Origin of the sequence: Paraburkholderia phymatum (genome assembly GCF_040965635.1) — a bacterium.
GTDB lineage: Bacteria > Pseudomonadota > Gammaproteobacteria > Burkholderiales > Burkholderiaceae > Paraburkholderia > Paraburkholderia phymatum_B.
The window spans coordinates 96,908-109,500 of sequence record NZ_JBFRCH010000002.1 but is presented as its reverse complement, the minus strand read 5'-3'; the positions used below and the strand labels follow the sequence as shown (position 1 = coordinate 109,500).

At 65.3% G+C, this 12,593-nt stretch carries 15 protein-coding genes; 3 read left to right on the top strand and 12 right to left on the bottom strand.

Annotated features, from left to right (window positions below):
* Positions 1 to 113: 113 nt before the first annotated feature.
* From AB4Y32_RS03915 to upp, 12 genes are all read right to left on the bottom strand, one after another.
* Positions 114 to 410, bottom strand: a complete 297-nt coding sequence (locus AB4Y32_RS03915; protein WP_368720075.1) for a hypothetical protein — start codon at positions 408 to 410, stop codon at positions 114 to 116.
* A gap of 152 nt (positions 411 to 562) precedes the next feature.
* The gene (locus AB4Y32_RS03910; RefSeq protein WP_342943089.1) at positions 563 to 724 is read right to left on the bottom strand and encodes a hypothetical protein; all 162 of its coding nucleotides are present in this window, start codon (positions 722 to 724) and stop codon (positions 563 to 565) included.
* A gap of 137 nt (positions 725 to 861) precedes the next feature.
* Positions 862 to 1,119, bottom strand: coding sequence for a hypothetical protein (locus tag AB4Y32_RS03905; protein WP_368720074.1), 258 nt, complete (start codon positions 1,117 to 1,119; stop codon positions 862 to 864).
* Positions 1,120 to 1,151: 32 nt separating this feature from the next.
* A complete protein-coding gene (gene rng, locus AB4Y32_RS03900) occupies positions 1,152 to 2,621 on the bottom strand; it encodes a ribonuclease G (RefSeq protein ID WP_368720073.1) in 1,470 nt (489 codons plus the stop codon).
* 7 nt (positions 2,622 to 2,628) lie between these two features.
* Positions 2,629 to 3,258 (bottom strand): nucleoside triphosphate pyrophosphatase, encoded by a 630-nt coding sequence (locus AB4Y32_RS03895; RefSeq protein ID WP_368720072.1) that lies wholly within the window; start codon positions 3,256 to 3,258, stop codon positions 2,629 to 2,631.
* A gap of 165 nt (positions 3,259 to 3,423) precedes the next feature.
* Positions 3,424 to 3,894, bottom strand: a complete 471-nt coding sequence (gene rlmH / locus AB4Y32_RS03890) for a 23S rRNA (pseudouridine(1915)-N(3))-methyltransferase RlmH (RefSeq protein WP_087734532.1) — start codon at positions 3,892 to 3,894, stop codon at positions 3,424 to 3,426.
* Between the two features lie 76 nt (positions 3,895 to 3,970).
* A complete protein-coding gene (gene rsfS, locus AB4Y32_RS03885; RefSeq protein ID WP_342936359.1) occupies positions 3,971 to 4,426 on the bottom strand; it encodes a ribosome silencing factor in 456 nt (151 codons plus the stop codon).
* 3 nt (positions 4,427 to 4,429) lie between these two features.
* Complete coding sequence (locus tag AB4Y32_RS03880; protein WP_368720537.1) at positions 4,430 to 5,167, bottom strand: nicotinate-nucleotide adenylyltransferase; 738 nt, start codon at positions 5,165 to 5,167, stop codon at positions 4,430 to 4,432.
* 60 nt (positions 5,168 to 5,227) lie between these two features.
* The gene (gene hemF / locus AB4Y32_RS03875; protein ID WP_368720071.1) at positions 5,228 to 6,160 is read right to left on the bottom strand and encodes an oxygen-dependent coproporphyrinogen oxidase; all 933 of its coding nucleotides are present in this window, start codon (positions 6,158 to 6,160) and stop codon (positions 5,228 to 5,230) included.
* A gap of 344 nt (positions 6,161 to 6,504) precedes the next feature.
* Entirely contained in the window at positions 6,505 to 7,782 is a 1,278-nt protein-coding gene (gene purD / locus AB4Y32_RS03870; protein ID WP_368720070.1) for a phosphoribosylamine--glycine ligase, read from the bottom strand.
* Between the two features lie 244 nt (positions 7,783 to 8,026).
* Positions 8,027 to 8,755 (bottom strand): YebC/PmpR family DNA-binding transcriptional regulator, encoded by a 729-nt coding sequence (locus AB4Y32_RS03865; RefSeq protein WP_368720069.1) that lies wholly within the window; start codon positions 8,753 to 8,755, stop codon positions 8,027 to 8,029.
* A gap of 458 nt (positions 8,756 to 9,213) precedes the next feature.
* Positions 9,214 to 9,864, bottom strand: a complete 651-nt coding sequence (gene upp, locus AB4Y32_RS03860) for a uracil phosphoribosyltransferase (protein WP_368720068.1) — start codon at positions 9,862 to 9,864, stop codon at positions 9,214 to 9,216.
* Positions 9,865 to 10,190: 326 nt separating this feature from the next.
* Here upp and AB4Y32_RS03855 point away from each other — a divergent pair, with 326 nt between their 5' ends.
* The 3 genes from AB4Y32_RS03855 to AB4Y32_RS03845 all read left to right on the top strand — a co-directional run bounded on the left by AB4Y32_RS03855 (position 10,191) and on the right by AB4Y32_RS03845 (position 12,469).
* Positions 10,191 to 10,970, top strand: coding sequence for an SDR family oxidoreductase (locus AB4Y32_RS03855; RefSeq protein ID WP_368720067.1), 780 nt, complete (start codon positions 10,191 to 10,193; stop codon positions 10,968 to 10,970).
* Between the two features lie 80 nt (positions 10,971 to 11,050).
* Complete coding sequence (locus AB4Y32_RS03850; RefSeq protein ID WP_152762372.1) at positions 11,051 to 11,440, top strand: methylglyoxal synthase; 390 nt, start codon at positions 11,051 to 11,053, stop codon at positions 11,438 to 11,440.
* 54 nt (positions 11,441 to 11,494) lie between these two features.
* A complete protein-coding gene (locus AB4Y32_RS03845; RefSeq protein ID WP_368720066.1) occupies positions 11,495 to 12,469 on the top strand; it encodes a quinone oxidoreductase in 975 nt (324 codons plus the stop codon).
* Positions 12,470 to 12,593 lie beyond the last annotated feature (124 nt).

Genomic DNA, 12,593 nt, shown 5'->3' with positions numbered 1-12,593 from the left:
CTGACGCTGCGATCGCGTCGCGCTGAGCGAATGCACACATGCGCGTATGCGCCTATGCGTAGCACGCAGTCATCGCGCTCCCTCCGGTTACGTGTGCCTCGTTGGCAAGGCGCTCACACGCCGCTCGTCACCAGCGACAACACCGAAAGATCCGGATGCGTCCCTTCGACGATGCTCTTGCCGACGTGCACAGCCTCATACATCGCATCGTCGAGCGTCTTGAACGACTCTTCGCCATCCGCGTGAAACGGCACCGTGTGGCCGGGCAATTTTGGGTCCGCGCCGGGGTGGCACACGTAGCCGATGTACGTGTAGCGTTCGCTGCCATCCTTCGGGGACGGCGCGGCGTGAATCTCAAAGCCTTCGTATTCGACCGTCTGCCAACGCAGGATTACGGCGTCGTCGGACATGATTGCCTCCGTGCAGGGCGGGCGCGTCGATCGGCCTGTGGGTAACGGGCGAGACTGACGCTGCGCCGCGTGTCATGCGCCGCGGTGCGCGGCGCGGTGATGTCGAATGGTTCAGCGCGAATGGCGCGGCATGATGTTCAGCGACAGCGGGATCAGTGCCGATGCCGCATGCGTTCCCACCAGCGATGTCCGTCGAAGCGGCCCAACATCCTGTCGCGCGGAGGGTGATCGCGCCGCCACTGATGCGATAGCAGCGTCGCGATGACGGCCAGCACGACGATGCCGACCACGATGCTTACCATTGATTCAGCCATGGAAGCCTCCGTCTATTGCAACTGCATACGGGAAGTCTAGTTGATTTGTTAGAACAGAGCGGCCGATCCCTGTTCACGCTTCCCTCGACGCCGTCCCCGATCAATCTTTGTAACGCCTGCACGGAATCCATTGAAATTCAATATCGTCCGTCGATGCGACGCCGATCGGCGGAGCGGGTTTCATCGTCGGAGAAGAGCGCTTCGAGGCCGAACAGCCAGGCGATGCCGAACGCGAAATTGCCGGCTGCCGAGCGTTTCGGCAGCGTCGGGGTGTTGCCGGGCGGTGCCCCGCAAAGCCTGTCGTAGCGGACTTCTGGCAAGGGCTCCGGGTCGTCGGTGTATTCGAGTCGTTCTGTGTGCGTATCGCCTCCCGCGCGTGGTGTGTAGTGCGTCACCGCAATTGCTGTGCCACGGAAGGGCGATGCGATTACATCAGCACGATGTCGTATTGCTCCTGGCTCAAATTCGACTCGACCTGCAACGACACCGGCTTGCCGATGAAATCGATCAGCATCGCCAGATGCTGGGATTCTTCCTCGAGGAACAGATCGATGACCTGCTGCGACGCCACCACGCGAAACTCCCGCGGATTGAACTGTCGCGACTCGCGCAGGATTTCGCGCAGCACGTCGTAACAGACGGTGCGCGCGGTCTTCACCTGGCCCTTGCCCTGGCAGACAGGACAAGGTTCGCACAGAACGTGCGCGAGCGATTCGCGCGTGCGCTTTCTCGTCATCTCGACGAGCCCGAGCTGCGAGAACCCGTTGACCGTCACACGCGTGCGGTCGCGCGCGAGCGCCTTCTTCAGTTCGTTGAGCACCTGGTCGCGATGCTCGACGTTTTCCATATCGATGAAGTCGATGATGATCACGCCGCCCAGGTTGCGCAGCCGTAGTTGACGCGCGATCGTATGCGCCGCTTCGAGGTTGGTCTTGAAGATGGTGTCGTCGAAATTGCGCGCGCCGACGTAGCCGCCCGTGTTGACGTCGATGGTTGTCATCGCTTCCGTCTGGTCGATCACGAGATAGCCGCCCGACTTCAGATCGACGCGTCGCGACAGCGCGCGCTGGATTTCCGTCTCGATGTTGTAGAGATCGAAAAGCGGGCGCTCGCCCGTGTAGTGGTGCAGCTTCGACGACACGGCCGGCGTGAACTCGGCCGCGAACTCCGCGAGCATCTGATACGTCTCGCGCGAGTCCACCTGAATGCGCGTGGTCTCGTCGTTGACGAAGTCGCGCAGCACGCGCTGCGCGAGATTCAGGTCCTGATAGAGCAGGCTCGTGGCCGGCATGCGCTGCGCTTGCGAGAGTATCGTCGCCCACGTCTTGCGCAGATACGCGACGTCGGCGGCCAGCTCTTCGCTCGTCGCGTCTTCGGCGATGGTGCGCACGATGTAGCCGCCTTTCTCGTCGACGGGCAGCACCGACGTGAGCCGCGCACGCACGGCCTCGCGCTCGGCTTCGCTCTCGATCTTCTGCGAGATGCCGATATGCGGCTCCTGCGGCAGATAGACGAGCGTGCGCCCCGCGATGCTCACCTGCGTGGAAAGCCGCGCGCCCTTCGTGCCGATCGGGTCCTTGACGACCTGGACCATCAGCGTCTGCCCTTCGAAGACGATCTTCTCGATCGGCTGATGCGGCACCGGTTGCTGCGTTTCGCCCGCGAGCCGCGGATGCCAGATATCGGCGACGTGCAGGAAGGCAGCACGCTCCAGACCGATATCGATAAACGCCGACTGCATGCCCGGCAGCACGCGCACGACCTTGCCGAGATAGACGTTGCCGACCCGCCCGCGCGACAGCGTGCGTTCGACATGAAGCTCCTGCACTGCACCCTGCTGGACCAACGCGACGCGCGTCTCCTGTGGCGTGACGTTAATCAGGATTTCTTCGTTCATGGTGTTGTTAGAAGTTGATGCGGGCCGCGCGCAGAAGGGCAGCGGTTTCAAACAATGGCAAACCCATGATACCTGAATAGGACCCGTCGATATGCTCGATGAACTCCGCCGCGCGTCCCTGAATGCCATACGCGCCTGCTTTGCCGAGCGGCTCGCCGCTGGCCGCATAGCGCCGCAGCGCATCGCTTTGCACCGCAGCAAATCGCACGCGCGAAACCGACAGCGCGGGCGTCAGCAATTCGCCCTGCGCGTCGACGACGGCAACGGATGTCAGCACCTCATGATCGCGGCCGGCAAGACGCGTGAGCATCGCGACGGCGTCGTCGGCATCGACGGGCTTGCCGAGAATCGCATCGTCGATCGTGACGGTTGTATCGGCAACGAGGACGGGCGCATTCGCATGGCCTCCTGCCACCAGCCGCGCGCGCGCCGCCTGCGCCTTCGCGATGCACACGCGCATCACATAGTCGTGCGCGCGCTCGTCGGGCAGTTCGACTTCGAGCGCTTCTGCATCTTCATCGGGACGCGGCAGCAGCAGTTCGAAGCGCACGCCGAGTTGGGTCAGCAATTCGTGACGGCGCGGGCTTTGCGACGCGAGGTAGACGAACGGCCAGGCAGCAGCGGACGGAGTGGACATGGATCGGTATTCAACGGAAAGAGAAGGGGGCGGCTACGGCAATGCCGAGCGGACGACAGGTGGTGAGCGTAACAGACGACGCGGGCGCCGCGCACCTGGCCGTTCGGCCAGGTTGCGCCCGATGATGCGCGGCCGGAAGATGGCCGACATGTTCAGACCCGAGGTTCAGGCCCGATGATACGGATGATTCTGCGTGATGGTCCACGCGCGATACAACTGTTCGGCAAGCAGCACGCGGACCATCGCGTGCGGCAGCGTGAGGCTCGACACGCGCAGCATCATGTCGGCGCGCGCCTTCAGTTCCGGGTCGAGCCCGTCGGCGCCGCCGATCAGAAACGCGACGTCGCGTCCGTCCTGCTGCCATGCGGGCAGCGCGTTCGCGAGCTGCATCGTGGTCCAGTCCTTGCCGCGTTCGTCGAGCGCGACGATGCGCGCGTTCTTCGGCAGCGCGGCTTCGATCTTCTGCCGCTCGGCAGCCATCACGCTCTCGGCGGAGCGTCCCGACGAGCGTTGCTCGGGCTTGATCTCACGCAGTTCGATGCGCAGCTCAGGCGGCATGCGCTTCGCGTACTCGTCGAAGCCCGTCGCGATCCAGTCGGGCATCTTGTGGCCGACAGCGAGGATATGCAGTTTCATCGTCGGGATTGCGCCCGATCAGATGAGTGCGTGGACGGGAGCGTGGTCCACGGCTCGAACGGCACCGGCGCCGCGCTCACGAGCGGCGGCGTGCGGACGCCTTGCGTGCGGGGCGCGCGACGGGTGCTTCTTCTTCGTCTTCATCGTCGATCGGTTCGGACGGACGGGCGCCGCCGAACGGATTCGGCGCGGACAGCTTCACGCGCACCGGCTTGTCGCCCCAGATCTCTTCGAGGTTGTAGTACTGGCGCAGCGCCGGTTGCAGGATGTGCACGACGGCATCGCCGCAATCGACCAGCACCCATTCGCCGATGTCTTCGCCTTCGGTGCTGACGATGTCTCCGCCCGCTTCCTTCACTTTCTCGCGCACGCTGGAGGCGAGGGCCTTGGTTTGCCGGTTCGACGTGCCGCTCGCGACGATCACGCGGTCGAACAGTTCTGTCAGGTGGCTGGTGTTGAACACCCGAATGTCTTGCGCCTTCACGTCTTCGAGTCCGTCGACGATCGCGCGTTGCAGCTTGCGTATATCCATGGTTTACCGGTGGTACAGATGATGTTGAACAATATAGTCCCACACCGCGGCGGGGACATGACTCTGCGCGGACAGTGCGGTGCCGTTCGTGGCGCCTGCGGCGCCGTCCGCGTGGTTTTCGAGCGATGCGCGCAGGTGCTCGCGGATGTCGGTCGCCGACACATCGAAGGCCAGCGACGTGTCGATCAGCAGATGACCGGACGGCGTCGTCTGCAGAACGTCCGCGCTGGCGGCGCGCTGCGCGATCGTCGCGGCGACGGCGGGCGGCACGGCCGTCACGTCGAAGCCGGGGCGCGTCGCGGCTGCGATATGCGCATAGTCGAACAGGCGCTGCCAGTCGTGCCACGTATCGAGCCGCACCAGTTGATCCGCGCCGACCAGCAGCGCGATCGACGCACCGGCGCCTTCGCGTTCCCGCCAGCGCTGCAGCGTATCGACCGTATACGTGGGGCCGTCGTGCTGGATTTCATCCGTTGCGACGCTGATGGAGACGCCCGGCAGCGTCAGCGACGAAGCCGCGGCGCGCGTCATCGCGAGCCGATGTTCGGCCGCCGACACGTCCGCTTTCTGCCAAGGCTGCCCAGCGGGCATCAGCACGAGGTCGGTCAGCTTCAGCACATCGGCGAAACGTCGCGCGAGCGCGAGATGGGCGTCGTGGATCGGATCGAACGTGCCGCCGAGTATCCCGATGCGGCGGCGCAGCGCCCCTCGCGAGGTGGCGTGTTGAGCGGTCGGATTCAGTTGCGGTTCCTTTGCCTGTCGGTTGGAGCGGGTGACGTACGGGTAACGAGGCGGCGCCCGTCAGACCCACTCGCGGGCCACGAGAAAGTCGCTGTACAGGCGCGCTTCCGGCGTGCCCGGCTCGGGCTGCCAGTTGTAGCGCCAGTTCACGACGGGCGGCATCGACATCAGGATCGACTCGGTGCGGCCGCCGCTTTGCAGCCCGAACAGCGTGCCACGATCGAACACGAGGTTGAATTCGACGTAGCGGCCGCGCCGGTAGGCCTGAAAATCGCGCTCGGCTTCGCCATATGCGATGTCGCGGCGTTTTTCGATGATGGGCATATACGCGTTCAGAAACGCGTCGCCGACGCTCTTCACCATTGCGAACGACTGCTCGAAGCCGGGCTCCGCGTAGTCGTCGAAGAAAATCCCGCCGATGCCGCGCGGCTCGTTGCGATGCTTCAGGAAGAAGTAGTCGTCGCACCAGCGCTTGAAGCGCGGGTACAGGTCGTCGCCGTACGGCTGCAGCGCGTCGCGGCACACGCGGTGAAAATGCCGTGCGTCTTCCTCGAAGCCGTAATAGGGCGTGAGGTCCATGCCGCCGCCGAACCAGAACACGGGCGCTTCGCCGGCCTTGGTCGCAACCAGCAGCCGAACGTTCATGTGCACCGTCGGGCAGTACGGGTTGCGCGGATGAAGCACCATCGAGACGCCCATCGCTTCGAAGCCGCGTCCCGTCAGCTGCGGACGCAGCGCGCTGGCCGAGCCCGGCAGCGCGTCGCCTTGCACGTCCGAAAAGCCGATGCCCGCCCGCTCGAAGAACTGGCCGCCTTCGAGGATTCGCGTGCATCCGCCGCCGCGCAGCTTGTCGCCGGGCGCGCGCTGCCAGCTGTCGGTGGCGAGCGGCGTGCCGTCGAATGCGCCGAGCGTGTCGGCGATCTTCGTCTGCAAACCTTGCATCCAGGCCCGAACGGCGTGGGCATCGTTGGCGTCGTGAATCGAATCGGTCATATGGTTGGGGCGCGGCACGTCGAAACGTTGGCGCGGTCGAGATTCAAGGGGACTGCACCAGGACTGCATTGGGCCTTCATCAGGCCTTCAGAGGCCGTCAGCGGCGGGCGCCCCGGCAGTCGCCGGGGCGGGTCGGGCACAGCCCGTTGTCGCTTACAGATGCCGCTGCCATCTTCAAGTGTAGCGCCGGCGCGGACGGACGACCCGGAAAGGGCCAGAAGCGGCCAGACCGGCTAGAACCGGCCAGAACCGGCCCGAAGCCAATCAGGATCGAACGGCCCCGCAGAGCCGTGCAGGGCGGACTGCCGCGCCGGTTGAAGCGCGTGCCCGCCGGACAGGCATGCTCAGCTGTGCTTGCGGCTGGCCGCGCGATAACCGATATCGCGGCGATATTGCATACCGTCGAACGAGATGTGGTTGATCGCTTCGTACGTGACCGACTGCGCGCTGCGCACCGAATCCGCGAGACCCACGACGCACAGCACGCGCCCGCCCGACGTCGTCAGCTTGCCGTCCGCGAGCGTCGTGCCAGCGTGGAACGTGACGGCGTCGGCGGTTTCGGGCGGAATGCCGCTGATGAAATCGCCCTTGCGCGGCGCGTCCGGATAGTTGTGCGCGGCCAGCACGACGCCCAGCGCGGTGCGGCGATCCCATTCGAGTTCCACCGTATCGAGCGTGCCCGCGATCGCGGCTTCGACGACCTTCGAGAAGTCGCCCTTCAGGCGCGCCATGATCGGCTGCGTTTCCGGGTCGCCCATCCGGCAGTTGAATTCGAGCGTCTTCGGGTTGCCTTGCGCGTCGATCATCAGGCCGGCGTACAGGAAGCCCGTGAAGCGGATGCCTTCCTGCTCCATGCCGCGCACGGTCGGCAGGATGATCTCTCGCATCACGCGTGCGTGCATTTGCGGCGTGACGATGGGGGCGGGCGAGTAGGCGCCCATGCCGCCCGTGTTCGGGCCCTGATCGCCGTCGAGCAGGCGCTTGTGATCCTGGCTCGACGCGAGCGGCAGCACGTGCTTGCCGTCGACCATCACGATGAAGCTCGCTTCCTCGCCGGCGAGGAACTCTTCGATCACGACGCGCGCGCCCGCATCGCCGAGCTTGTTGTCCGACAGCATCATGTCGACGGCAGCGTGCGCTTCTTCCAGCGTCTGCGCGACGACCACGCCCTTGCCGGCCGCGAGGCCGTCGGCCTTGATGACGATGGGCGCGCCCTTGGCGTCGATGTATGCGTGCGCGGCTGCGACGTCCGAGAAGGTTTCGTATTCGGCCGTCGGAATCGCATGGCGCTTCATGAACGCCTTCGCGAAGTCCTTCGAGCTTTCGAGCTGCGCGGCCTCGCGCGTCGGGCCGAAGATCTTCAGGCCGCGCGCGCGGAAGATGTTGACGATGCCCGCCGCGAGCGGCTGCTCCGGACCGACCAGCGTGAACGCGATCTGCTCTTGCTCGACGAAGTCGGCGAGCGCGTTCGGGTCGGTGATGCCGACATTGCGCAGACGGTCGTCCTGCGCGGTGCCGCCGTTGCCGGGCGCGACGTAGACGAGCTGGACGCGCGGCGACTGCGCGAGCTTCCATGCGAGCGCATGTTCGCGACCGCCGGAACCGACGACGAGTAACTTCATGTGATTCCCCGAATACTTAAAACCATGAACGGCCCGCGCGGCGGCGCGAGCCGTGGATATCTGCCTCTACCTTCGCACAACGCGAACGCCACGCCTGTGATGCAGGCAACGGAGCGGGGCAATGTGGCGGAAATCGCCTGGATGCCGTGCGGCCGGTGCGCGCGCCGTGTCGCACCCGTGCAACGCGAGTGGAGCGGGGAGCGCCGCAACGGCCCGGATGGGGGCGGCGCGCTCACCGTCGGCCTCACTCGTCGGCGATTGCCGCGTTTGTATAGACTTCCTGCACGTCGTCCAGATTTTCCAGCGCGTCGAGCAGTTTTTGCATCTTGACGGCGTCGTCGCCCGTGAACTCGACTTCCGTCTGCGCCTTCATCGTCACTTCCGCGAGTTCCGCCTTGAAGCCGGCGGCTTCGAGCGCGGTCTTGACCTTCGGGAAATCGTTCGGCGGGCAGATCACTTCGATGCTGCCGTCGTCGTTCGTGACGACGTCGTCGGCGCCCGCTTCAAGCGCGGCTTCCATCAGCTTGTCTTCGGGCGTGCCGGGCGCGAACAGGAACTGGCCGACGTGATCGAACATGAACGATACCGAGCCGTCCGTGCCCATGTTGCCGCCGAACTTCGAGAACGCGTGGCGCACTTCCGCGACGGTGCGGGTGCGGTTGTCCGTCATCGTGTCGACGATGATGGCCGCGCCGCCGATGCCGTAGCCTTCGTAGCGGATTTCCTCGTAGCTCGCGCCATCGACGCCGCCCACGCCGCGCTGGATCGCGCGGTTGACGTTGTCCTTCGGCATGTTGGCGTCGTATGCCTTGTCGACGGCGAGCCGCAGACGCGGGTTCGAGTCGATGTCGCCGCCGCCCATGCGGGCCGCGACCTGGATTTCCTTGATGAGCCGCGTCCAGATCTTGCCTTTCTTGGCATCGGCCGCTGCTTTCTTATGCTTGATGTTGGCCCATTTCGAATGACCCGCCATACGTTTCTCCGTCGCGCGCGCCAGCGGGGCGCACGCATAGTGCAATAGTCGTTGCGATTTCGGGCGGCGGTGCGGATTCGCGCTCGCGCCTCGATGTCAGTCCCGTCGCACCCTGGAACGCGCCGGAATGGCGCCGTGAAAGCGTCGCGGGATCGACGGAAGCGGCCAAAGCGCCGCAGTTGGCGTCGTCAGTACAGTAGCCGGTGAAGGCGCAAACCGGGGTGGGAATGCCGCAAAGCGATGCCAGCAGGGTGAGCTGCCCGTTCAGTGGACAGAGTGCGATTTTATCATGCCGGGGGCCCGCCTCTGAAGGGGCGGTAAGCGGATTCGCGCGGGGCGGCACGAGACTGTCGTTGCCGTGCCACCCCGGGAGGCGCTGTCTGTCGGCGCGCTTTCAGCCGATTTCTTCAGCCACTTTCGTCAGTGGCCGTTCTCAGCCGCTATGTCAGTGTCTTTCGTCAGTTCTTTGTGCCGAACAGCCGGTCGCCCGCGTCGCCGAGACCGGGAATGATGTACGCATGCTCGTTCAGGTGCGAATCGAGCGACGCGACGTACAGCTTCACGTCCGGGTGCGCGTTCTGGAACACCTCGACGCCTTCCGGCGCGGCGACGAGCGCGAGGAACGAGATGCTCTCGCCCGCGACGCCGCGGCGCTTCAGCACGTCGATTGCGTGCACGGCCGAGTAGCCCGTCGCGACCATCGGATCGCACAGGATGAAGATGCGGTCTTCGAGATCGGGCAAGCGCACCAGATACTCGACGGGACGGTGAGCTTCGTCGCGATACACGCCGATATGGCCGACGCGCGCCGACGGAATCAGCTCGAGCAGCCCGTCCGACATGCCGACGCCCGCGCGCAGCACGGGCACGATCGCGAGCTTCTTGCCGGCGATCACGGGCGCGTCGATGTCGACGAGCGGCGTGCTCACGCGGCGGGTCGTCATCGGCAGGTTGCGGGTGATTTCATAACCCATCAGCAGCGTGATCTCGCGCAGCAGTTCGCGGAACGTCCGTGTGGACGTGTCGCGGTCGCGCATGTGCGACAGCTTGTGCTGGATCAGCGGGTGATCGAGGATGAAGAGATTGGGAAAACGGCTGTCCTGAGTCATGACGTGGCGCCTCGCGGCGGTAAATGGGCTGTGCGGTCGTTGGAGCGGCGCGGCGTTTCGCGGCCCCGATTTCGCGGCCCCGTATCGACCGACGGAGGACGATGGAGGGCGACGGGGGCGGCGGACGCGCGCCATGGCTGCGAGTTTACCGGAAGGGTGGCGCAAAGAGACTGGAGATTGTGGAAAGGAATCGAAGCAGGATGGAAGCAGGACGGAAGCGACGCCCGGCAGCGCTGCGTCGATTCTTCTAGAATCGGGGGACAGTTGACCGACCGCGAGCGCGACGCGTCCACACGCGTCGCGCGCATGACAAAAGGAAAAAGCACATGGATCTGGGAATCGCAGGAAAGAGCGCGCTGGTTTGCGCAGCGAGCAAGGGACTGGGACGCGGCTGCGCCGAGGCGCTGGCGGCGGAGGGTGTGAACGTGACGATCGTCGCGCGCACTGCGCAAACGCTCGAAGCGACGGCGGCCGATATCCGCGCGAAGACGGGCGTCGACGTGAAGGCCGTGGCGTGCGACATCACCACGCCCGAAGGCCGCGCCGCGGCGCTTGCCGCGTGCCCGCAGCCGGACATCCTCGTCAACAACGCGGGCGGTCCGCCGCCCGGCGACTTCCGCAACTTCACTCACGACGACTGGATTCGCGCACTCGAAGGCAACATGCTCACGCCGATCGAGTTGATCCGCGCGACCATAGACGGCATGATCTCGCGCGGCTTTGGCCGCGTCGTCAACATCACGAGCTCGTCGGTGAAGGCGCCCATCGACGTGCTCGGCCTGTCGAACGGCGCGCGTTCGGGCCTGACGGGTTTCGTCGCAGGCGTCGCGCGCAAGGTCGCGCCGCACGGCGTGACGATCAACAACCTGCTGCCGGGCCTGTTCGATACGGACCGCATCGCCGTGACGTTCGAGGCGTCGGCGAAATCACAGAACATTTCCGTCGACGAAGCACGCGAGCAGCGCATGGCGACGATTCCCGCGCGCCGCTTCGGCACGCCCGACGAATTCGGCCGCGCGTGCGCGTTCCTGTGCAGCGTTCACGCGGGCTACATCACGGGACAGAACTGGCTGCTCGATGGCGGCGCTTATCCCGGCACGTTCTGAGCGAGCCGCGCGAGCGATCGCAAACGCAACGACAACAACCACGATAACGACCATAACGACAACGCAAGAGGAGCAACGACATGACAACACGCGTCGCGCTGATCGCGCACGATCACAAGAAGGACGACATCGTCAGGCTGGCGGGCGAATACGTCGACACGCTCGCGCGCTGCGAGCTGATCGCTACGGGCACGACGGGCTCGCGCATCGCCGATGCGCATGGTCTGAAGGTGGAGCGGATGCTCTCCGGGCCGAACGGCGGCGATCTGCAGATCGGCGCACAACTCGCCGAAGGACGGGTCGACGTGGTGATCTTTCTGCGCGACCCGATGACGCCGCAGCCGCACGAACCGGACATCAACGCGCTCGTGCGCGCGTGCGACGTGCACAACGTGCCGTGCGCGACGAACATCTCGACCGCGCGGATGATCCTCGACGATCTGACTCTGCGTTTTTCGCAGCAGGTCTGACGGCGTCGTCCGCGTTCATTCAAGGCAGGCATCACGAACGAATCTGGAGAGAAGATGGTCAAGGCAATTCGATTCGACAAGACGGGCGGCCCCGAAGTGATGAAGTGGGTCGACGTCGAGGTGGGCGAGCCGGGCAACGGCGAAATCCGCATCAGGCAGCATGCGGTCGGCCTCAACTATATCGACGTGTATTTCCGCACGGGCCTGTATCCGTTGCCGTTGCCGGGCGGGCTCGGCATGGAGGCGGCGGGCGAGGTGGTCGCCGTCGGCGCGGGCGTGACGGACCTGAAGGCGGGCGATCGCGTCGCGTATGTCGCGCGGCCGCCGGGCGCGTATGCGCAGGAGCGCGTGCTGTCCGCCGCGCAGGTCGTGATGCTGCCGGATGCAATCGGTTACGAAGACGCGGCATCGGTGATGCTGCAAGGGCTGACGGCGCAATACCTGTTGCGCCGCACGTACCCGGTGAAGGCAGGCGACACGATCCTGATCCAGGCCGCTGCGGGCGGCGTCGGCCTGCTCGTGTGCCAGTGGGCGAAGGCGCTGGGCGCGACGGTGATCGGCACGGTTGGTTCCGACGAGAAGGCTGACATCGCGAAGGCCCACGGCTGCGATCATCCCATCGTCTATACGCGCGAGAACTTCACGAAGCGCGTGCGCGAGATCACGAACGGCGCGGGCGTGCCTGTCGTGTACGACTCGATCGGCAAGGATACGTTTACGGCCTCGCTCGATTGCCTCGCGCCGCTCGGCATGTTCGTGAGCTTCGGCAATGCGTCGGGCCCGCTGCCGCCGATCGATTCGTCGGAATTCGCGGGGCGCGGCTCGCTGTTCTTCACGCGGCCCACGCTCTTCACGTACATCGGCAAGCGCAGCGATTACGACACGATGGCAGGCGAGCTGTTCGACGTGATTGCGTCGGGCAAGGTCAAGACGAGCATCAACCAGCGCTGCGCGCTCGCCGATGTGGGCAAGGCGCATGCGGATCTGGAAGCGCGCAGGACGACGGGGTCGACGGTTTTGCTGCCATAACCGCTGCGCGCTCGAAAAGAAGGCCGCTTCACCATCCGTGAAGCGGCCTTTTTTCGTTTATCCGGGTGATGACACGTTCGCCGGGCACATGAGCAATGCCCGCGCTTCGGCGTCCTTGTATGGC